20 protein-coding genes are annotated in these 19,463 nt (G+C 69.1%); 5 read left to right on the top strand and 15 right to left on the bottom strand.

Annotation, left to right across the window (positions count from 1 at the left end; genetic code table 11):
• Positions 1-7 precede the first annotated feature (7 nt).
• From HZ321_RS07175 to HZ321_RS07145, 7 genes are all read right to left on the bottom strand, one after another.
• Positions 8-1,711 (bottom strand): ABC transporter ATP-binding protein, encoded by a 1,704-nt coding sequence (locus HZ321_RS07175; protein ID WP_181701495.1) that lies wholly within the window; start codon positions 1,709-1,711, stop codon positions 8-10.
• Complete coding sequence (locus tag HZ321_RS07170) at positions 1,708-2,652, bottom strand: acetamidase/formamidase family protein (protein WP_181701494.1); 945 nt, start codon at positions 2,650-2,652, stop codon at positions 1,708-1,710. Before HZ321_RS07170 ends, HZ321_RS07175 begins: the two co-directional genes overlap by 4 nt.
• Before the next feature lie 145 nt (positions 2,653-2,797).
• Entirely contained in the window at positions 2,798-4,384 is a 1,587-nt protein-coding gene (locus HZ321_RS07165) for an ABC transporter substrate-binding protein (RefSeq protein ID WP_425305377.1), read from the bottom strand.
• 64 nt (positions 4,385-4,448) lie between these two features.
• Positions 4,449-5,369, bottom strand: coding sequence for an ABC transporter permease (locus tag HZ321_RS07160; RefSeq protein ID WP_181701492.1), 921 nt, complete (start codon positions 5,367-5,369; stop codon positions 4,449-4,451).
• On the bottom strand, positions 5,369-6,217 hold the full coding sequence (locus HZ321_RS07155) for an ABC transporter permease (protein WP_181701491.1): 849 nt from the start codon (positions 6,215-6,217) through the stop codon (positions 5,369-5,371). The genes HZ321_RS07160 and HZ321_RS07155 overlap by 1 nt, the downstream gene beginning before the upstream one ends.
• Positions 6,217-6,801, bottom strand: coding sequence for an ANTAR domain-containing response regulator (locus tag HZ321_RS07150; protein WP_181701490.1), 585 nt, complete (start codon positions 6,799-6,801; stop codon positions 6,217-6,219). Before HZ321_RS07150 ends, HZ321_RS07155 begins: the two co-directional genes overlap by 1 nt.
• A complete protein-coding gene (locus tag HZ321_RS07145) occupies positions 6,798-7,940 on the bottom strand; it encodes a transporter substrate-binding domain-containing protein (protein ID WP_181701489.1) in 1,143 nt (380 codons plus the stop codon). Before HZ321_RS07145 ends, HZ321_RS07150 begins: the two co-directional genes overlap by 4 nt.
• 288 nt (positions 7,941-8,228) lie before the next feature.
• On the opposite strand from HZ321_RS07145, the gene HZ321_RS07140 reads away from it, so the two are divergent.
• Complete coding sequence (locus HZ321_RS07140; protein WP_181701488.1) at positions 8,229-8,510, top strand: DUF427 domain-containing protein; 282 nt, start codon at positions 8,229-8,231, stop codon at positions 8,508-8,510.
• A 6-nt stretch (positions 8,511-8,516) separates the two neighbouring features.
• On the opposite strand, the gene HZ321_RS07135 is transcribed toward HZ321_RS07140, so the two are convergent.
• Complete coding sequence (locus tag HZ321_RS07135; protein WP_181701487.1) at positions 8,517-9,176, bottom strand: SGNH/GDSL hydrolase family protein; 660 nt, start codon at positions 9,174-9,176, stop codon at positions 8,517-8,519.
• 93 nt (positions 9,177-9,269) lie between these two features.
• Positions 9,270-9,509 (bottom strand): hypothetical protein, encoded by a 240-nt coding sequence (locus HZ321_RS07130; RefSeq protein WP_181701486.1) that lies wholly within the window; start codon positions 9,507-9,509, stop codon positions 9,270-9,272.
• Between the two features lie 251 nt (positions 9,510-9,760).
• On the opposite strand from HZ321_RS07130, the gene HZ321_RS07125 reads away from it, so the two are divergent.
• The gene (locus HZ321_RS07125; protein WP_181701485.1) at positions 9,761-10,969 is read left to right on the top strand and encodes a hypothetical protein; all 1,209 of its coding nucleotides are present in this window, start codon (positions 9,761-9,763) and stop codon (positions 10,967-10,969) included.
• 496 nt (positions 10,970-11,465) lie between these two features.
• On the top strand, positions 11,466-11,756 hold the full coding sequence (locus HZ321_RS07120) for a hypothetical protein (protein WP_181701484.1): 291 nt from the start codon (positions 11,466-11,468) through the stop codon (positions 11,754-11,756).
• An 84-nt stretch (positions 11,757-11,840) separates the two neighbouring features.
• Here HZ321_RS07120 and HZ321_RS21490 read toward each other — a convergent pair whose 3' ends face one another.
• A complete protein-coding gene (locus HZ321_RS21490) occupies positions 11,841-12,524 on the bottom strand; it encodes a hypothetical protein (protein ID WP_194303960.1) in 684 nt (227 codons plus the stop codon).
• Positions 12,525-12,813: 289 nt separating this feature from the next.
• Between HZ321_RS21490 and HZ321_RS07110 the strand changes: the two genes are divergently transcribed.
• A complete protein-coding gene (locus HZ321_RS07110; protein WP_181701483.1) occupies positions 12,814-13,626 on the top strand; it encodes an FkbM family methyltransferase in 813 nt (270 codons plus the stop codon).
• Between the two features lie 11 nt (positions 13,627-13,637).
• Here HZ321_RS07110 and HZ321_RS07105 read toward each other — a convergent pair whose 3' ends face one another.
• The 4 genes from HZ321_RS07105 to HZ321_RS07090 all read right to left on the bottom strand — a co-directional run bounded on the left by HZ321_RS07105 (position 13,638) and on the right by HZ321_RS07090 (position 17,731).
• Positions 13,638-14,051, bottom strand: a complete 414-nt coding sequence (locus HZ321_RS07105) for a hypothetical protein (RefSeq protein ID WP_181701482.1) — start codon at positions 14,049-14,051, stop codon at positions 13,638-13,640.
• Between the two features lie 134 nt (positions 14,052-14,185).
• Entirely contained in the window at positions 14,186-15,589 is a 1,404-nt protein-coding gene (locus HZ321_RS07100; protein ID WP_181701481.1) for a hypothetical protein, read from the bottom strand.
• Positions 15,590-15,600: 11 nt separating this feature from the next.
• Complete coding sequence (locus HZ321_RS07095; protein ID WP_181701480.1) at positions 15,601-16,560, bottom strand: DUF6384 family protein; 960 nt, start codon at positions 16,558-16,560, stop codon at positions 15,601-15,603.
• The gene (locus HZ321_RS07090; RefSeq protein WP_181701479.1) at positions 16,553-17,731 is read right to left on the bottom strand and encodes a cell surface protein; all 1,179 of its coding nucleotides are present in this window, start codon (positions 17,729-17,731) and stop codon (positions 16,553-16,555) included. Before HZ321_RS07090 ends, HZ321_RS07095 begins: the two co-directional genes overlap by 8 nt.
• Before the next feature lie 236 nt (positions 17,732-17,967).
• Between HZ321_RS07090 and HZ321_RS07085 the strand changes: the two genes are divergently transcribed.
• Positions 17,968-18,321: a hypothetical protein gene (locus HZ321_RS07085; RefSeq protein WP_181701478.1), complete on the top strand. Its 354-nt coding sequence runs from the start codon at positions 17,968-17,970 to the stop codon at positions 18,319-18,321.
• An 8-nt stretch (positions 18,322-18,329) separates the two neighbouring features.
• Here the strand turns inward: HZ321_RS07085 and HZ321_RS07080 are convergent, their stop codons facing one another.
• A complete protein-coding gene (locus HZ321_RS07080) occupies positions 18,330-19,343 on the bottom strand; it encodes a LysR family transcriptional regulator (RefSeq protein ID WP_181701477.1) in 1,014 nt (337 codons plus the stop codon).
• Positions 19,344-19,463: the final 120 nt, after the last annotated feature.

Here is a 19,463-nt window from a genome sequence, read left to right as displayed (position 1 = left end):
GAACCCTTCAGCCGGCCGGCGCCATCTGGCGGCCGCGGTTGCGCGGATCGGGGATCGGCACGGCCGCGATCAGCTCGCGGGTGTAGGGGTCGGAGGGGTTCTCGAACACGGCGCGGCGGGTACCCGCCTCCACGATACGGCCGGCCCGCATCACCGCCACGTGGTGGCACATGCGCTCCACCACCGCCATGTCGTGCGAGATGAAGAGGTAGGCGAGGCCCATCGTCTCCTGCAGTTCCAGCATCAGGTCGAGCACGCGGGCGCGGACGGAGACGTCGAGCGCGGCGACGCTTTCGTCGGCGACGATGAGCTTGGGCCGGAGCGCCAATGCACGGGCGATGCAGACGCGCTGGCGCTGTCCGCCGGAGAACTCGTGGGGATAGCGGCTCGCCACATCGGGCGTGAGGCCGACGCGGCGCAGCAGTTCGGCGACCTGGTCACGCCGGTCTGCGGCCGCGCCGATGCCGTGGATGACCAGTGGCTCGGCGATCGCGGCGCCCACCGTCATGCGCGGGTCGAGCGAGGCGTAGGGGTCCTGGAAGATCATCTGGGCCAGCCGGCGTACCGGGCGCATCGCCCGCGGCGACAGGCCGGCGACGGCGGTGCCGTCGATCGAGACCGCGCCGGAGAAGGGCACCAGCCCGAGCACGGCCTTGCCGGTGGTGGACTTGCCCGACCCGCTCTCGCCGACGAGACCCAGCGTGCGGCCGGGCTCGACGGTGAAGGACACTCCGTGCACCGCCGCGACGCCCGCCTTGCGGCCGAACCAGCCGCTGGATCCGCCGTACTCCACGGCGAGGTCGCGGACCTCCAGAACGGGCCGGGTGGAAGCGGCGGGCGGAGCAGCGGGTTCGGCGGTGACACGCGGCGGGCCGTCGGTGCCGGCGCGGGCGCCGAGGCGCGGCACGGCGGCGATCAGTTCGCGCGTGTAGGCCTCGCGCGGGGTTTCGAAGACGTCGACCGCCGGGCCGGTCTCGACGATGCGGCCGGCCTTCATGACTGCGACGCGGTCGGCCATTTCGGCGACGACGCCCATGTCGTGGGTGATCAGCACGATGGAGGTGCCGAACTCGGCCTTCAGCTCGCGCATCAGCCGCAGGATCTGCGCCTGGACCGTGACGTCGAGGGCGGTGGTGGGCTCGTCGGCGATCAGCACCTTCGGCCGGCAGGAAAGGGCCATGCCGATCATCACGCGCTGGCGCATGCCGCCGGAGAGCTCGTGCGGATACTGGGTGAGGCGCCGGGCCGGCTCGGCGATGTGGACGGCGTCCAGCATGGCGAGGGCGGCGCGCCGGGCGTCCGCCTCGCCGATCTCCTGGTGCGTGCGGATCGCCTCGGTCAGCTGGTCGCCGATCCGGATCACCGGGTTCAGCGAGGTCATCGGTTCCTGGAAGATCATCGCGACGTCGCCGCCGCGGACCTGCCGCATCGCCCGGTCGGAGAGCGTGGTCAGTTCGCGGCCCTGCAGCTTGATCGACCCGGCGACGATGCGAAGCGAGGCCTTCGGCAGCAGGCGCATCACCGACAGCGAGGTGACCGACTTGCCCGACCCGGATTCGCCCGCCAGGCACAGCGTCTCGCCGGCGGCGAGCTCGAAGCTGACGCCGTCGAGCACGCGCTTGGCGCCTTCCGGCGTCAGCGCGTCGACGGTCAGGTTGTCGACGCTGAGAACAGGCGGGGCAGGGGCGAGCACGTCGGTCCTTTCGGTCAAGAGAAGACGATCCGGGGGAAGTAGAACGACACCACCCAGTTCGGCATGTCGACGATCTCGGAGATCCTGAGGTCGCCGCAGACGGAGCAGAGCATGTAGGCGTCGACCGGGTTCATGCCGTGGTCGGCGGCGAGCAGGTCGACCATGCGCATCACCGCCTCGCGGGCGCCGGTCATCAGGTCGGGGCCGATGCCGGTGGTGACCTCGTAGCCGGCGGCGTCGAGATGGCGCGTGACCGGGCCTGGCGTGGTGAAGCGGGGGCTCTCCAGCTTCATGCCCTTGACCACCTCCAGCGTCGCCTCGACGTCCATCCGGCTCTCGATGGCGGTGCCGCAGACTTCGCCGTCGCCCTGGGCGGCGTGGGTGTCGCCGATGGAGAACAGCGCGCCCTCCACCTCGATCGGGAGATAGAGCGTGACGCCCTCGGTGATGTCGCGGATATCCAGGTTGCCGCCGACGCGGCGCGGCGGCACGACGGAATGCAGGCCCGGCTCGGCCGGCGCGACGCCGATCGTCCCGGCGAAGGGCTTCAGCGGCACGCGTCCGCCGGGGCCGTAGAGCGACGGCGCCATGCTCTGCGGATCGTATGTCCAGACGTGGATGGCGGGGTCGGTGAACTGGTCTGCGAGGAGGCCGAAGCCGGGGATGTTGGCGGTCCAGCCGATACCGGAGGGCACGAACTTGCGGATGGTCACCTTCAGCGCGTCCCCCGGCTCGGCGCCTTCCACGTAGACCGGCCCGGTGACCGGGTTGACCTTGCCGAAGTCGAGATCGACCACGCTTTGCACCGTTGAGCCCTCGCCGAGCTGGCCGGCGGAGGAGTCTATGCACTCGAAGTGGATGGTCGAGCCGGACTTCGCCACGAGCGCCGGTGCAAAGTCGCGGTTCCAGCCAAAGTTGTGGCTGGCGCGGTGGATCGTGTAGTCGCAAGCGACGCACATGGTCGGTCTCCCCTCGTGCTTTATCGATTGTTCTTGAAGGCGGGAGGGTTGCGACGCCCTCCTCCTGCCTCCCGCGGGGAGGCGCGCCCTGGTGGTCAGGCAATGAGCGGCGGGCGGCGACGAACGCCGCCGCCCGCGCCGTGCCTCACTCCTTCACGAAGATGGCGTCGTAGTTGATGACGCGGGTGGGGTCGATGTAGATCTCGCCCGGTCCGCCCATGCGCTTGGACTTGGCGACGACACGGCGCTCGTTGAACACCGGGATCCACGGCGCGTCGGCCATGATGTCGGTGAAGATCGAGCCCCAGGCCTTGGCGCGCTCCTCGGCCTTGGCCGGGTCGGACATCGAATCGGCTGCGATGGCGCGGGCGTCGATGTCCTTGTTGCAGTACCAGGACCAGTTCCAGCCGCCGGTGGTGGCGCCGGCGCAGCCGAGGATCGGGCCGTAGAAGTTGGAGGGATCCGGGAAGTCCGCGATCCAGGCCATGCCGCCCGACCAGATCATCGGGGCCTCGCCTTCGGTGCCGCCGGCGGCGATCACGTTGGCGTTGGCGAGCGCCTTGATCTCCGCCTTGACGCCGATCGCCGCGAGGTCCTGCTGGATCGCCTGGGCGATGCGCGGGTTGGGGTCAGTGGAGGAGGCGTAGAGCACGGTTTCGAAGCCGTCGGCGAGGCCGGCTTCGGCGAGCAGCGCCTTAGCCTTCTCCACGTCGTAGGCGTAGCCGGTGTAGCTCTTGTCGTAGCCCGGCATCAGCGGCGGCAGCGGCTGGTTGGCCGGCGTGGCGCGGCCGTTGACGATGCGGGTGATGCGCTCCTTGTTGATGGCGTGGTTCAGCGCCTGGCGCACCTTCACGTCGTCGAGCGGCTTCACCTTGACGTTCAGCGTGATGTAGCCGGTCTGCAGCTGGTCGCCGTCGACGATCATGTCGGCCGCATCGGGACCGTCCTTCATCTCCAGGAACTTGGCCGGCGGAATGCCGTCGCCGGCGATGTCGACCTCGCCCTTCTGCAGGCGCAGGAGCGCCACCAGGGGCTCCTGGCCGACCTCGACGGTGAAGCTGTCGATCTTCGGCGTGTCCGGCACGTAGAAGTTCGGGTTCTTCTCGAAGACGAGGCGCTGGCCGATCACCCACTCCTTGAGGGTGAAGGCGCCCGAGCCGACCGGCTGCTTGCCGAAGTCGGCGCCGGCGGCCTCCACGGCCTCCTTGGGTACGATCGAGGCGAAGTTGATGGCCATCACGTGCAGGAAGGTTGCGTCCGGCCGCGACAGCTTGAAGACCACAGTGTAGTCGTCCGGCGTCTCGATCCCGGAGAGGCCCTCGGCGGTGCCGCCGGAGAGCGCGTCGAAGCCGGCGATGGCGCCGAAGAAGCCGGCGCCGGGGCCCTGGGTCTTCGGGTTGACCGCGCGTTCGATGGAGTATTTCACGTCCCCGGCCACCAGTTCGCGGCCGTTGGAGAACTTCACGCCCTTGCGGATCTTGAAGGTGTAGGTCAGGCCGTCGGGGGCGACGTCGAAGCTCTCTGCCAGCGAGGGCACGGGCTCGGCGGTGCCGGGCTTGTAGTCCATCAGACGGGAATAGAGGCTCTTGATCATCGACCAGTTCTGCCAGTCGTAGCCGATGGCCGGGTCGAGCGTGGCGATATCGTCCTTGTAGGTGACGACGATGTCGCCGGCGGCCTGCGCGCCCAGCGGCACGAGGGCGAGGAAGCCGGCGAGGGCGGTGCGTGTCATCCAGTGTCTTGTCATTGTCCTGGTTCCCCTTTTTGACGACTTATCGTTGGGTTCGTCCTTGCCCTCAGCGGGCCCGGATTCTGGGATCGACCAAGGGCGCCACGAGATCGGCGACGAGGTTGCCGGTGACGATCGCGAGGGCCGATGTCAGCGTCACGCCCATGATGATGGGAATGTCGACCTGCTGGATGGCTTGCCAGGCGAGCTGGCCGATGCCGGGCCAGCCGTAGACGGCCTCGACCACCACGACGCCGCTCATGAACTGGCCGATGTCGATGCCGATCATGGCGATGATCGGCAGCAGCGCGTTCGGCAGGGCGTGACGGAAGATGACGCGGGTCTCCGAGAGGCCCTTGGCGCGGGCGGTGCGGACGTAGTCCTGGGCGAGCACGTCGATCATCGCCGAACGCACCATGCGCGCGTACCAGCCGGCACCGAGCACGCCGAGGGTGGTCGCCGGGAGTATCACGTGATTGACCGTGCCGAAGCCCGACATCGGGAACCAGCCCAGCGTGGCGGCGAAGATGTAGAGGAAGAACAGCGCGACCACGAACTGCGGGGCGGAGACGCCGACGAAGGACATGGTCATCACGGCCCGGTCGACGAAGCCGCCGCGGTTGAGCGCGGCGATGATGCCGAAGACGAGGCCCAGCACGACCTCGACGAGGATGCCGCAGGCCATCAGGATCAGCGTGGCCGGAAGCCGGGCGAGGATCAGAGTTTCCACCTCGGTCTTCTGGGTGTAGGAGCGGCCGAGATCGCCCTGGATCAGATTGCCGAGGTAGGTGAGGAACTGGATCGGCAGCGGCTGGTCGAGGCCGAGTTCGCGGCGGATGTTGGCGACCGTCTGCGCCGTGGCCGAGCGGCCGGCGAGCTGGACGGCGGGATCGGCTGGCAGCCAATAGAGCAGCACGAAGGTGACGGCGGCGACGCCGAACAGGATGAGGATGGCGCCGCCGATGCGGCGAAGCAGCAGTTCGGCCATCACATCCTCCCGCGCTGGGTCGGGTCGAGGATGTCGCGGAGCGCGTCGCCGACGAGGTTGAACGACAGGGCGGTCAGGAGGATGGCGATGCCGGGGAAGAACACCAGCCAGGGGGCGGCGGTGAAGTAGCTCTGGCTCTCGAAGATGATGTTGCCCCAGGAAGGTTCGGGCGGCTGCACGCCGATGCCGAGGAAGGAGAGCGTCGCCTCCAGGAGCACCGTGGTGGCAATGCCGAGCGTTCCCCAGACGATGGCGGTGGGCACCAGGTGCGGTGCGATGTGGAGCGCCACGATGCGCAGGTGGCCGGCGCCCAGCGACCGCTCGGCGAGGATGAAGTCGCGCTCCACCAGCCCGCGGGTCTCGGTGTAGACGATGCGGGCGACCTGCACCCAGTTCACCATGGCGATGACCAGCGCGACGATCCAAAGGCTCGGCCGCAGCAATGCTGCGAGCACGATGGCGAGCAGCAGCGCCGGAAAGGCCATCATCAGGTCGGTGAAGCGCATCAGGGCGTTGCCGACCGGGCCGCGCAGATAGCCGGCCAGCATGCCCACGGTGAGGCCGATCAGGACGGCCGTTCCGTTGGCGACGAGGCCGATGATGAGCGAGGTGCGGGCGCCGTAGAGCAGGCGGGAGAGAAGATCGCGGCCGAGCGTGTCGGTGCCGAGCCAGAAGGTGGCGTCCGGCGGAATCGGTGCGCCGTCCAGGGTCAGACCGTCGAACATCTGCTCGTCGGGCGCGAAGGGGGCGAGCAGCGGCGCGCCAAGGGCGGCGATCACCACCAGGAGGACGATCGACAGCCCGAAGACGGCCGAAGGACGGCGCAGGATCTCGCGGAGGATACGCATCAGCCGACCTCCGGCAGGGGCGCGACGCCGGCCAGGATCTCGGCTGCGACCTGTTCCAGCGTCAGCCGGCGGCGCATCGCGGTCCGGCGCAGCGCGCGGTAGGCCTCCGCCTCGTCGAGGCCGCGGGCGTCCTCGATGGTGCGAACGGCGGCGTGGACGAGCGGCCGCAGCCGCACGCGCTCCTCAAGCTGACCGATCCGGGCGGCGTTGCTGCGGCGTTCCGCGTGCACGGCGGCTGCCAGAACCAGCGCCGGGTAGACGGCGGACGCCGCGATCGGCTTGGCGATCACCGCGGTTGCGCCCTGATCCAGCGCCCAGGCAATGCGGCCGGGGGCTTCCGACTGGAGCAGCGCCACGATCGGGACCGGCGTCCGGCCGGCCTCCCAGGGGAACAGGCCGTCCCAGCCCTGGTCGGCGTCGACCAGGATGAGGTCGGCCGGCGTGGCGGCGAGATCAAGCGCCGACCACTGGACGCAGGCGGTGAGGCCGAGCAGGGAGAGCTGGCGGGCCAGCCGGTCGGTACCCTCGTCGGGGCGGTGCAGGACCACGGCGCGCCATCCGGCGAAGACGGGCGGGCGGCTCATGACACGACCCTCAGCGCCGGTCGGTCGATGGATCCGCGCGGGCCGGTCAGGTACGGGTCCGCCGCGATCGCCGGGCGGGAGGCGACGACGTCAAAACCGCCGTCGGCGTTGATCCGGCCAAGGTGGAAGGGAAGGGCGGCGTGGTTGGTGCGCGGATCGATGCGGAGCACGCCGTGCGGGGTGGCGTAGGTGCCGGCGTGGAGGATCGACCGGACCGCGACCGGATCGTCCGTGCCGGCGGCGGCAGCGGCTTCGGCCAGCGTGCGGACGGCAGTATAGGCCCCCTCGAAGAAGGCGGAGACGCGGCGGCTGGCGCCGAAGCGGCCGGCGACCTTCTGCTTGAAGGTGCGGTTCTCCGGCAGGTCCAGGCTGTCGAAGTAGGACGCGGTGGAATACTGGCCGACCGCGCTCGGGCCGATTTCGCCGAGCTCGCACTCCGTCAGGTCGCAGCTGACGACCGGGCAGTTCTCAGGCCGGAAGGCGGGGTCGCGGGCGCCAAGCGCAGCGAAGGCCTTCAGGAAGGCGTAGCTGGACGGGCCGATCAGGTTGTTGAGCACCAGGTCGGGCCGCCGGGCCTCGATGTCGGCGACGATGCGCTCGACCTCGGTGTCCTCCAGCGGCAGATAGCGCTCGCCGAGCACCTCGCCGCCGGACTGGGCGAGCAGTTCGCGGGCGAGCCGGTTCATTTCCCAGCCCCAGACGTAGTTGGCGCCGAGCAGATAGGCGCGCCGGCCGCGACCCGGCAGCAGCTGCTCGAACAGTGGGATCAGGTGCTGGTTGGGGCAAGCGCCGGTGTAGATGACGTTCTCGTTCGCCTCGAAGCCCTCGTAGTTGCAGACGTACCAGAGCAGGCCGTCGTGCTTCTCCACCAGCGGGATCACTTCCTTGCGGGCGAGCGAGGTGATGGTGCCGACGATCTGGCGGCAGCCGGCGTCGCGCAGCATGGCGCGGGCTTCCTCCAGGTACCTCTTCGGCTCGCCGGCGGGATCGCCGAACACCGGCTCGATGCTGACGGGAAGAGAGGCGTCGTCGTTGATCTCCGCGATGGCGAGTTCGGCGCCGTCGCGGCAATCGCGGCCCATCGCCCAGTAGGGCCCGGCCGTCGAGTAGAGGATGCCGACCCTGAACGCCTGACGCATGATCGCCCGCCACCCCTCCAAAAAACGAAAAGCCCCACGACGCGGTGAACCGCCGGCGGCGGTGCGTCATGGGGCGGTGCTGCCCGGTGACCGTTGACGGTCGATGTCGCCAGCGGAGCCATGCTGCCCATCGCTGATGCATGGGTAGAATAAGGGCAGTCGCGGCCTTGTCAATCGCTGCGATGCGTGGTTCCCCCAAGGCGCGGACTTCTGACCGACGGCGCCTTGCCGCAGTCCTCCCGCCCGCTATCTACGCCGACGTCAGGGCGGCACGAAAGGCAATCAACGATGGTCAAGGCGATCTGGAACGGCTCGGTGATCGCCGAGGCGGACGACACCATCGTGGTGGAAGGCAACCACTACTTCCCCCGCGCGGCGGTGAAGGCGGAGTACCTGAAGCCGAGCGATACCACCACGGTGTGTCCGTGGAAGGGGACGGCGCAGTACCACACCCTCTCCGTCGACGGCCAGGAGAACCGGGATGCCGCGTGGTACTACGCCGAGCCGAAGCCCGCGGCGGCCGAGATCCGTGACCGGATCGCCTTCTGGAAGGGCGTAAAGGTTTCCTGAACCCGGTCAGGCGGCGGCGAGGCGGCGCACGGCGTCGGCCATCGCGCGGCCGAGGGCGGCATGCTGGTCCGCATCGAGGTGGACGCCGTCGAGCAGTCGCGTGCGGACGTGGTCGCCGGCGTCGAGGAAAGCCACGCCGGCGCGTTCGGCCGTGTCGCGGATGGCGACGGAGAACCCTGCCGACTTCTCGACACCGCCTGAGAACATGTTGCCGTCGGGAATGTCCATGATCGGCGTCGGCGCGACCAGGAGGATCTTCGGCACCGGCTTGCCGCGGCCTTCGGTCCAGGTCCGCGCCTCGCGGATCAGGCGCTCCAGGGAATCGGCGATGTCCTGTGCGGTGACGGCGAAGCGAGCCTTGAGGTCGTTGGTGCCGAGCATGATGACGAGGATGTCGATTGGGGCATGCGTGCCGAGCACCATCGGCAAGGCCAGGCGGCCGTTCATGTGCGCGCCTTCGATCGGATCGGCGTGGACCGTGGTCCGCCCCGGCAGCCCCTCCTCGATCACACGGAAGCCGGGACCCAGGATCGCGGCCATGACCCCGGGCCAGCGGACGGCGGGACCGTAACGGTTATGAACGCTGTCGGGCGACAGCGGAACCGGCGCCGAACCATGCGTATTGCTGTCGCCGAAGCAGACGACGACGGTCTCTCGTGCGGTCATGACCTCCCCCGGGAAACGCCGGTGGCCGCGGCCGGCCGGCTCTGTCGATCGGGGGGCATCCTAGCCGGGATAACCGGCCGGAGACAGGTGCGTTCAGACGTCGGCCGTACGGCGCGACCGGAAGCCGGGGCCCGAGCCGGGGACGCGGGCGTTCAGCTGGGTGGCGATCCGTTCCACCTTCGCGCGCGCGCCGACCAGGGCGGACCGGTAGCGACCGGGGCGTTCGCCGCGGAACTTGCTGTCGGCCTCGATGCGAGCCAGTTCGGCCAGCGCCTTGTCGAGATCCGCCTGCGAGACTGCCGCTGGTGCGATTGCGTGGATGTCGTCAGCCATTCCTTATTTTCCTCCAGTCCACACCACAAACTCGCGTGGGTCCGTTAGCAAACGCGCGACGACGGATTTGGTGCCGTCGCAACAGATATTTTTTTGTAGATGTATGCGGCACAGACCCGATCGCAATTCAAATCAAGCGTGAAGCGGGCCGTGAACGCTTCCGCAACCCTGCGGTCAACCCAGCTGGAACCGCCGGAATAGACTGCGCCAACGCTTCGTTCGTCCGTCATCGGAAACGCACGGAGAGCAAGATGCGCATCCAGAACACCACCCGTCTGAAAGTCACCGTCTTCGCCGGCGCGATGATGTTCGTCGTCGGCAGCCTCGCCCCCGCCCTCGACGGCGTCGACCTGTTCGGCGCCAGCAAGGCCTTCGCCGAACGCGGCGGCAACGGCGGCGGTGGAGGCGGCAACGGCGGTGGCGGCAACGGCGGCGGCGGCAATGGAGGCGGTGGAGGCGGCAACGGCGGCGGGGGTGGCCATGGAGGCGGCCAGTCCTCCTCGCAGGGCGGCAAGTCGGACCGTTCCGGCGGTACGTCGGGCAGCGCGACCTCCGGCACGTCGTCCAGGAGCAGCCAGGCTTCCGGCCCATCCACCACCAAGTCCGCCAAGTCGACCAAGTCCACGAAGTCGACAAAGACAGCGAAGTCGACCAAGTCGGCGAAGTCGTCCAAGAGCGCGAAGAGCGCCAGGCAGACCGAAGTCGCCGCGGCGACGGTCGACGGCACGACGACGACGTCCAAGAAGAGCCGGAAGGAAAAGGCGCTGGCGGCCCGCCTGGGCGCGCTCAACGCGGCCCATGCCAATCTCAACGCCTACATCAACGCGGCGCCGACCTCCCGGATCGGGCGCATCGCCGCCTATGCGCAGGCCAAGTTCGCCGCCGACGCCATCGCCGGGGATCTCGCCGGACTGGAGACGGCCATCACCGACGCCCAGACGGGGGTAACCACAAGCCGGACGGCCTTCGATACGGCCTATCCGGATCTTGCCGGCAAGAGCCTCACCGACATCCAGGCGGAGATCGATGCCCTCGACGCGCTGGAAGCGCCGACCCCGGAGGATACGCTGAAGCGTGATGCGCTCGCCGCGGCGCTCGCCAGCCCGGAGGCCACCGCCATCGATGCGGCATCCACCGCGCTCAACGATGCTCAGAAGGCGCTCGACGACGCCAAGCTGGCTGCGGAGACGGCGCAAGCCGGCGTCCTCGACGCGCTCAAGGCGGCGGCCAACAAGCCGGGCGAGGTCACCGAGGACGGGGTGGTCCAGGCGGCCGTGGACAAGATGATCGAGCAGAGCGGCTACTATGGCTATCTGGCAGAGCAGGCGGCGCTTGCCGAGCCGCCGGCCGAGGAACCGGTCGACGGCGTGGTGACGGACCCGCTCGACAGCACCGTTACCGATCCCGTGGACGGGGTGATCACCGACCCGCCGCTCCCGCCGGCTCCCGTGACGCCCTGATCGGCGTCAACCCGGACGCCACGCGACATCCTGGACCGCCGGCACTAGGGCCGGCGGTTCCGTCCGTTCAGCCTGGGGGGCGGCGCAACCTCCGGCACAGAGGCAGTCGCTGCGCGTGTCGCCCGGAAGACACACCGGCGAGCGAAGGTCCGCGGACGCAAAATCGCCCCGGAACGGACTGAAACTCTCCGGGTTCAGGTCTCGTAATCCGACCTGTTCTCCCCGTCCGCGGGGGAAACGCGTTAGACCCGTTGATTACCTGGACGTGCCTATATTTCCTTCGACGTGAGAGCCCTGCCGGTCGTCCGGCGGGGCTCTTTTTTGTCTGCGCCTCCGTAATAGAACGGATCGCTGACTAAGGTCTTCACGGGGGTTCCAGGATGATCTTCGACCAGGCCAAACGTCGGCGATCTTTTGCGATGCAACATCGACGTTCCCAACTCGCGAATCACTTCGGAATGTGAGTAGATTTCAGGTGCGGTGGGGAGGCTTTGTAATGAGTATCGCTGGAGACTTCATTGCCCGCGCGGACGCCTTGTCGGTCCGCCTGGAGCAAACGCAATTCTGGTGTGTGGTGCGCGCCCTGTTCGGCTTCCACTTGCGGGCGCCGTCTCTCGGCCGGATGCTCGGGGTGGACACGGGCGCCGCGGTGGCGGTTCTCGTCGCGGATCGGCGGCGCGGCTCTCGGGCCGATCGCGCCCCTTCTGCCATCCGGGCCAATCCCATCTCCGCATTCGCCACGGTTTCGCGACGCGAATCGGCGGGTGGCAAGCCGACCAATTCCTGAGGATCGGTTGAGCTCGGCATGAACCCCGCCCGGAGAACCGGACGGGGCTCGTATTGTTGTCGACGCGCCGCGTCGGGGTGAGGATCAGCCGCCCTGAAGGCGCTTGGCTTCCTCGATCGCCTGCATGCAGGAGGCCTCGTCGCCCTGCGCCTGGAAGGAGCGGGCGCGTTCCAGCGCGGCCATCATGTCGGAGGACCCGGCTGACGTCGCGCCGCCACCGGCGCTCCCGGTCGTCGCGGTGCCCTGGCCGGCGGAGGCTGCCGCCGTCTGGCCACCCTGCTGCTGGGACACGGCGTCCTGCTCGGACGTGGCCACGTCCGCGCTTCCGCCGCCTTGGCCATCGGCGAGCGGCATGGTCGCGCCGTCCTTGGCGACCGAGCCGGCGGCGGCCGTGTCGGTTCCGGCGGTCGCGCCGGCGGCTGCACCCGAGGTGCCGGTCGCACCCGAACCGGACGAGGTCGTGGCGGTCTGGCCGCCCACATCACCCGTGGTTGTCACGCCTTCGGCATTGGTGGTGGTTCCTGCGGCAGGGCCGGTGCTGCCCGACTCTCCTGCGGTCGAAGCGCTCCCCGATGGGGTTTCCAGCGGCGCATGGGTGCCGTCCTTGGAGATTTTCCCGGCTTCGGCGCCGGTAGAGCCACTCACCGCACCAGTAGCCTGATTGCCGCTGGACAGCATTGCGATCTCATCGGCGCAGTTAGCGAAAGCGGGGGCTGTGCCCAGGGTGAGGAGAGCGGCGCTTGCGAAAAGAAGAGCATGTTTCGTCATCTTGATGTTTCCTCCTGGAGAGCTTGCTCACATCCCACCCAACAGCGGTGGACGACCTTCTGTTCCGCGCGATCTGCTTGAAGGTCCCAGATTGGAGAAGCGTGTTCCCGGCAAACCGTCGCGCCAGAACGAAGGAGGGGTCGCAGCAGGCAGAAAGGCGCTGCTTTCGGAGCGGGGTTTCGGTTATGGTGCCGCGCTTGAAAGGGTATATCGATATCTCATGCCGCCCCGCGGATTATCGTCCAGGTTGATCGCTGCCGCTCTCCAGAGACCACTGGAGGCATTCTCCATGGCACGTCGCCGCTCGCAGGCGGCCGTCGGGGGCACGCCGGTCGGCATCGCGACCACCCATTTCGGTCCGGTTCGGTTCGATGTGGACCTCGGCCTGCATCCGATGTCGCGCAAGTTCTACTATCGCACCCACGACATGGACCTGGAGCGGATCTACCGGCGCCATCTCCACCACGGGGGGATCTTTGTCGATGTAGGCGCGGGGCTCGGCTACTGGTCGGCGCTCGCCGCGTCCCTGGTCGGTCCGAACGGACAGGTGCACGCCTTCGAGCCGGTGCCCCAGTTCTACGCCTCCGTCCGGCGGCTGGTCGCGGCCAATCCGACCTACCACATCAAGGCGCAGAACGCGGCGCTCGGCTCGGCTCCAACGGTGCTGCCGATGACCATGGTCCTGCCGACAGCGCCTGCCGAGGGGCGGATCGCGGGAGCCTCGCTGGTGCCCGGCTTCTTTGCCGGCGACCCGCGCCCGAAGGAGACGGCTGACGTCCACGTCGGCGCGTTCGACGATTACGCCGACTGGGCGCGCATCGACCTGGATCGCGTCGGGCTGATCCGGATCGACTCGGGCGGCTTCGAAGCGGAGGTGCTGAACGGCATGACATCCGTGCTGCTGAAGCGCCAGCGGCGGGTGCCGATCCTGGCAACGCTGCACACGGATCCTGCTCGCCACCGATTGCTTGACGGCAGGGCCCTGGTCAAGGCTATGGACAACTTCGCCTATTTGGCGCTGGAGGCGCACTCGCTGAAGCGCATCAGGACCGAGGATCTGAGGCCGCGGGAGACCATCCTGTTCATCCCGATTCCCGGCTGACCATCATCCGGTCAGCGGCGGGACTGCCAGACGGGATGGGTCGGGTCGGCGCGGAAGGCGCGGATCAGTTCGCGCCGGCGGCGGCGCACCCCGGTGGTGGGCAGCGCGAGGCCGACAACCAGAAGAATGCCGATCGCGTTTGCCAGCACGTCCGCGGTTGAAACCGTGTGGCTGCCGATGAAACCTTGCGCCATCTCGCCCAGCACGCCGGCCGCGAAGGCGGCAAGAGCGGCAGCGGCCGCGCGGCGGCCGAACAGGAAGAACAGACCTGCCGTGGCGCTCGCGAAGAAGCCGGCATGAACGAGCTTGTCGAAGGGTTCGTCGACGCCGAGGTTGCCGACGAGTCCGGCAAACAGCCCGATGATGGCCAGCAGGGCGAGGAAGCAGGCGGCGGCGAGCCGTTCGGCGGTCAGGTGGATCGACATGCAGGCCTTCGGGTCCGGATCTCGTCCGCACATCCAAGGCCTTGGCGGTTAACCCGGGGTCAGCGCGGGGCTGCAAATCCGGCCGGAACGGCCCGGAGATCCGGCCACGGTGAACCGATTCCGAGCCGGTCGTCTCAGAATGAACCGCCAGTCCTGAAGCCGCCGCCACCGGAGGAACGGGGCGGCTGCGAACCGCCGCGCGGCATCGACGGAATCCGCAGGCCGCCGCCGAAGCCGCCGCGGTCGAGGCGTGGCGATCGCCGGCGGAAGCCGTCGCCGAGAGCCTCCTCCAGCTTGCCGGACGACAGGGCGCCGCGGATGATCCCCTCGATGACACCGCCAATGACGGCCTCGTTGATGAAGCCGCCGAAGGGGTCGTCGTAGCCGGACTTGCGGAAGGATTCGCCGGAGTGCTCCAGCTCGGTCCGGCGGCCGGCGAGGTCGAGGGAGGTCTTGCGCAGCTCCTCCATCTGGGCGTCGACGCGCACCAGGGCGCGCTCGACGTCGAGGAGCTTCTGGACGATCGCCTCGTCCTCGGGCGTCGGCGTCGCCTGCGCCTCGCGGAACAGGCTGCGCAGGTCCTCGCGGGCGATGGCTGCGGCGAGGCCGTCCAGCGCGCCCTTGACCTCCGGATTGGCGGTTTCGTCGAGGGCGCCTCGGGCTTCGTCGTCGAGTCCGGCCAGGTCGGCCTTGATCTTCTCCACCGCCGCCTCGGCCTCGGCCAGGTGGGCGGCGATCTCCTCGGCCTTCTTCTCCAGCGCCTTGGCGCCGGCGGCTTCGAGCGCGGCGCGTTCGACGGCCTCGCGGGCGGCGACGGCCCCGGGAAGGTCCGCGGCGACGCGGGTGGCGTGCTCGCGCAGGCGCTTGGGGATCTCGTTGAGCATGTAGTAGTTCGGCCGCGCGTGTTCGTAGCCGATCAGCGCGGCGACCTTGCCGTCGAGCCAGCGTGCGAGCGGACCGGCCGAATAGGCGGGGGTGCCGAAGCCGCGGTTCCAGAGATACATGAACAGGCTGTCGGCCTCGTAGGGCTTGCGCTTCTCCTCCCGGTCCGCCTCGGCCTGGGCGGCCTTGCGGTCGGATTCGGCGGCGACGGTCTCGGCGCGGCGAACCGCCTCGTCGGCAGCCTTCCAGGCGGGATCGTCGGCGATGCGGGCCTCCACCTTGGCGCTCAAGGCCTCGATGGCCTCGATGGCTCCGTCGCGGGCCGCGGCGCGCGCTTCGCGATCCTCCTCGGCCGCATCGAGGCGGGCGGAGAGCGCCTTGCGCCTGTCGGCGATCGCATCGACCGCGCCGCGCCGGCGGTCCAGCAGTTCCAGCGCCCGCCGCTCCGCCTGGTCCAGTTCGCCCACCACCTCGTCGCGGGCCAAGGCATCCAGGCGGATCCGGGCGAGCGCGCGGAAGCCCTCCGCCCGCTCGCTGCGCAGGCGGTCGCCCTCGGCGGTGGTTTCGCGCAGCAGGGCGAGAATGCGATCCTCGTCGCGGCGCACGCCCTGGATGGCGCGCTCGATCGAGGTCAGGGCTTCACGGGCCGAGATCATGGGGCAAGGTCCTACCAGGCGGTGATGGCGCCGCCGAGAACGGGCATGGCGTAGGCGACGTCGAGGGAGCCGCGCGGTTTCTCCCCGACGATGTTGTCGTTGACGATGCCGTCCGCCTCCTTGTCGCGGCGCACCCGGTTGAAGGTCGCCTCGCTGACGCGGACGCCCCACATGGCGACGGCGGTGGTCTTGCCGTCCTCCTCGCTGGTGACGGGAAGCTGGAGGACCTCGCCGCCGGGCGTCACCGCCTCGACGAGCAGGTAGTGGTTGCGGGCGCTGGAGTTGACGTCCGGGATGCGCCAGACGGCGGAACTCTCGCCCGGCCGGGATACGATGCGGAGCACGTAGGTGCGCGTCAGCTCGGCGCGCAAGGCGTCGATCGCGGCGACGGCCGTTCGCGTGGCTGCGACGTCACCGCGGGCGAGCGCCGCCCGGGCGTCGGCGATGCGGTCGGCGGCGACCCGCTGGGCGCGGGCGTCGCGGGCTTCGGCGAGCACGGCCGCGGCTGCCGCCTCGAGCGACTTGGGCAGCGTCTCGGTGATCTCGACGCGCGCCGCCTCGGTCGCGGCCTGTTCCGAACTCGTCCGCCAGGACTGCCAGCCCCAGACGCCGGCGCCGAGGACGGCGAGCGCCAGCACCACCCGGGCGACCTTGCCGCGGTTCACCCACGCCTTCGCCAGCGTCAGCGCGAAGCTCTGCCGGGGCGGCTCGTAGGCGAAGCGGCTCTCCTTCAGCGCGCGGATGCCTTCCTCCAGGATCCGGTCGGAGACCTCCAGGCCCTGGCTTTCGTAGAGCTTGCGCAGGCGCTCCTTCAGCTCGGAGTCACGGGCGTCCTGGCTCAGTTCCTTGGCGACGAGCCCCTCCTGGTGGCGGAGCGTGTCGACCACGTCCATCGCCAGCATGAGCTCGTCGAGCCGGCCCGCGGGAGCCCCGCCGCTTGCGCCCGGGCCGGCGGCGGAGACGTCAGCCATCGATCACCAGGGCGTTGCCCTCGGCGGCGAGGCGGGCCATGCGGCGCTTGCCGTCCTCCACCGCGTTGCGGATCTCCTCGGAGTTCTTGGTGGCGAGCTCGCGCATCTCGGAGATGATCTCGGTGGAGCGCTCCTGGAAGTTGACGACGCTGTCGACCAGCTTCTTGACCGCGTCGGCGCGGATGGTGGGGCCGTAGCCGGCCTTCAGCGCCTCCTCCTGGACCTTGCCGCCGATCTCGGCGAGCACCTCGATCGACTTGGAGACGCCCTCCTTCATCTCGTTCAGGGTCTGGGTGGTCTCGTGAAGGCCGAACAGGCCGGTGAAGGAGGCCTTCAGCGCGGTGAGGACGCTCTCGTTGGTGGAGAAGAAGGACACCGCCTGCTGGTAGACGCGCTCCTTGGCGCTGGTCGTCTGCATCAGCCGGGCCATGATGACCTCGGAGGTGTTGTAGCCGATGGTCAGGTTATCGGCGAGATCCTTGGCGATCTGGTAGCGGCCCTCCTCAGTCTGCAGCTTGCGCAGCACCTCGTCGCGCAGCAGCTCCAGGTGAGCCCGCTCGGCGGCGGCGTTGCCGGCGTAGGCGGTGACGGCCTCGGAGGCCTTGGCGAGCTCGGCCTTGGCGGCGTCGAGCTTCTTGTTCGCCGCCTCCAGGATCTCCAGACCGGCGACCTCTGCCTGCTTCAGCGCGCCGCGGAAGTCGCGGTAGGCCTCCAGGATGACGTGCTCGCGCTCGATGTTGGCCTTGGTGTCCTTGGCGACGGCGAGGTAGGTGTCCTTGATGCCGTCGAAGCGGTAGGCGATGTCGCCGCGGGAGATCTTCATCCAGGCGTTGGTGGCGCGCTCGAAGACGTCGATCTTGCCGTCGCCGATCTGGTCGACCATCCCCTTGGCGTCGTCGCGGATCGAGTTGAAGGCCTTGGTGATCTCCTCGTAGCGCTGGCCGATGGCCATCTCGGAGATCTGCTCGCGGACCACCTCGTTGAAGACGCTCATCTGGGTGAGCGTGCGGGTGATGACCGCGATCTTCTCCGGGTGGATGTCGGTAATCTTCTCCAGCAGGCCGACGATCGGCGCCTCTTCCATCGTCTCCGGCACGAGGCCGAGATTGCGCAGGCCCGCCATCGCCCTGTCCAGGTACTGCAGCGGCGTCTTCACGATCGCATCCGACATGGAAACTCCTCCCTCGCCGGCCGCGCGCGGCGGCCTGTCTTCTAGCTATAATCTCCGGATGACGAATGTAATACCGGCCGTGGTCGTTTTGCCATGGGGTGAATCCAATCCAGGCCCTCGGCCCATCCCGGCGCGCTATGAGCGGTGACGCAGGGGCTCGCGAGGGAACGCGAACCTGATCAACTCATTGACGCTTCTGCGAGCGGCGTGTTCCGATGACCGCCCCTGGAGGTGACATGACGCGTTCAGCCCTGTTGATCGGCTTTTTCCTGGCGACATGCCAAGGCGCCGCGGCCGCGCCGCGCTGCGAGACGCTGCCGTGGAGCGTGGCCAAGCCCGCCGACGCCGCCGAGGCCGGCCAGATCCTGGTCGACGGCTACTCGGACCGCTACTGGGCGCTCAGGCTCGACACCGTGAGCAGCCCGGAGCTTCGGGTCACGATCCGCTTCCAGAGGCCCGGCGCGCCGGCCGGCACGCTGGAAATCCGGCCCAAGCAGCTGCTCTACGTCGAGGCCCGCCGGCTGGAGATTCTCCTGGAAGGCGACGGTGCCGCGGGCACCGCCGAGGGCGGCATCGGCTTCTGTGGTTGAGGGCCGGCTCACGCCGGGAAAAGTTCGTCCTCCACGGCGCGGTAGAGCACTTCCGCCGCCGGAGAAAGCGGCCGTCCACGCGCCTTGATCAGGCCGTAGGGCTCCACCGTGATCCGTTCGGTCAGCGGCAGCAGCTTGAAACGGCCGGCGGAGAGCAGCAGTTCGCCCACCTTCAGCGCGATCGGCGCGACCGCGTCGGTCTTGGCGGCCATTGACATCGTCATCAGCAGGGAGGCGGAGTTGACGACGCGCACCGGCGGGGGAACGCCGTGGCGCCGCAGCATCGCCTCCACGCTGCGCCGGAGCAATGAGCCGCGCGGCTGCAGCACCCAGTCGCGATCGTGCAGGTCCTCCGGGCGGACCAGCGGCAGGGCGGCGAGCGGGTGGCTTTCGCGCACCATCAGGCAGGCCTCCTCCTCGCCCACCTCACGGTAGTCGAAAGGGGCGGGGTTCATCCCCGCCGGAATGCGGCCGATGATGAAATCGAGCCGCGAGGCGAGAAGTCGCTCGGAGAGGACGTCGGAGGTGTCCACCTGGACGGTGACCTGCAGGCGGGGGAGCCGGCGGCGGACGCTCTCCAGCGCCGGCACCACGATGTCGACGGCCGGCGCCATCACCGTTCCGACCGAGACGGTTCCCCCTTCGCCCGCCCGCAGCGCGGCAATCTCCTCGCCGGCCTGGCCCAGTTCGGCCAGCACGGTCCGGGTGCGCCGGATCAGAGCCTCGCCGTACCAGGTAGGCTCGACGCCACGCGCGAGCCGGTCGAACAGGGGCACGCCAACGATCTTCTCGATCTCGCCGAGCATCTTGGAGGCTGCCGGCTGAGACAGGTTCAAGGACGCGGCCGCCCGGTGGAGCTTGCGGTGGTCGTCCAACGCCACGAGCAGGTTGAGGTGGCGCAGCTTCAGCGCCGTCCGCAGCAGCCGCTCGCCCGGATTGACGCGTGGGGCGGCGGCGGGGCGGGTCGCCGAACGCACGGCGGCCTCGGCTGCCGCAAGGGGGTCGGTGTCGTCCCTGGCCATGCTTCCTCCCGTCATGTTATGTCGTAATCGATATCACAAACAGCCGAAATGTCATTAGACGGTTATCGTTCGGTCGGTTTTGATGCAGCCTGCCGTACCCGTTCCCCCGGGAGCCGGCAG

This window comes from Chthonobacter albigriseus (assembly GCF_013839445.1).
GTDB classification, from domain to species: domain Bacteria; phylum Pseudomonadota; class Alphaproteobacteria; order Rhizobiales; family Pleomorphomonadaceae; genus Chthonobacter; species Chthonobacter albigriseus.
Note: the sequence above shows the minus strand (reverse complement) of the source record. Positions and strands in the feature narration are given on the sequence as shown.

Coding starts and splice junctions, on each gene's coding strand:
- HZ321_RS07150 (WP_181701490.1), bottom strand. CDS start 6,801: ATGAGCCGCCCGCCCGTCTTCGCCGGATGGCGCGCCGTGGTCCTGCAC.
- HZ321_RS07090 (WP_181701479.1), bottom strand. CDS start 17,731: ATGTCGGATGCGATCGTGAAGACGCCGCTGCAGTACCTGGACAGGGCG.
- HZ321_RS21490 (WP_194303960.1), bottom strand. CDS start 12,524: ATGACGAAACATGCTCTTCTTTTCGCAAGCGCCGCTCTCCTCACCCTG.
- HZ321_RS07095 (WP_181701480.1), bottom strand. CDS start 16,560: ATGGCTGACGTCTCCGCCGCCGGCCCGGGCGCAAGCGGCGGGGCTCCC.
- HZ321_RS07145 (WP_181701489.1), bottom strand. CDS start 7,940: ATGCGTCAGGCGTTCAGGGTCGGCATCCTCTACTCGACGGCCGGGCCC.
- HZ321_RS07110 (WP_181701483.1), top strand. CDS start 12,814: ATGGCACGTCGCCGCTCGCAGGCGGCCGTCGGGGGCACGCCGGTCGGC.
- HZ321_RS07080 (WP_181701477.1), bottom strand. CDS start 19,343: ATGGCCAGGGACGACACCGACCCCCTTGCGGCAGCCGAGGCCGCCGTG.
- HZ321_RS07125 (WP_181701485.1), top strand. CDS start 9,761: ATGCGCATCCAGAACACCACCCGTCTGAAAGTCACCGTCTTCGCCGGC.
- HZ321_RS07170 (WP_181701494.1), bottom strand. CDS start 2,652: ATGTGCGTCGCTTGCGACTACACGATCCACCGCGCCAGCCACAACTTT.
- HZ321_RS07135 (WP_181701487.1), bottom strand. CDS start 9,176: ATGACCGCACGAGAGACCGTCGTCGTCTGCTTCGGCGACAGCAATACG.
- HZ321_RS07165 (WP_425305377.1), bottom strand. CDS start 4,384: ATGACACGCACCGCCCTCGCCGGCTTCCTCGCCCTCGTGCCGCTGGGC.
- HZ321_RS07085 (WP_181701478.1), top strand. CDS start 17,968: ATGACGCGTTCAGCCCTGTTGATCGGCTTTTTCCTGGCGACATGCCAA.
- HZ321_RS07100 (WP_181701481.1), bottom strand. CDS start 15,589: ATGATCTCGGCCCGTGAAGCCCTGACCTCGATCGAGCGCGCCATCCAG.
- HZ321_RS07120 (WP_181701484.1), top strand. CDS start 11,466: ATGAGTATCGCTGGAGACTTCATTGCCCGCGCGGACGCCTTGTCGGTC.
- HZ321_RS07130 (WP_181701486.1), bottom strand. CDS start 9,509: ATGGCTGACGACATCCACGCAATCGCACCAGCGGCAGTCTCGCAGGCG.
- HZ321_RS07140 (WP_181701488.1), top strand. CDS start 8,229: ATGGTCAAGGCGATCTGGAACGGCTCGGTGATCGCCGAGGCGGACGAC.
- HZ321_RS07160 (WP_181701492.1), bottom strand. CDS start 5,369: ATGGCCGAACTGCTGCTTCGCCGCATCGGCGGCGCCATCCTCATCCTG.
- HZ321_RS07105 (WP_181701482.1), bottom strand. CDS start 14,051: ATGTCGATCCACCTGACCGCCGAACGGCTCGCCGCCGCCTGCTTCCTC.
- HZ321_RS07155 (WP_181701491.1), bottom strand. CDS start 6,217: ATGCGTATCCTCCGCGAGATCCTGCGCCGTCCTTCGGCCGTCTTCGGG.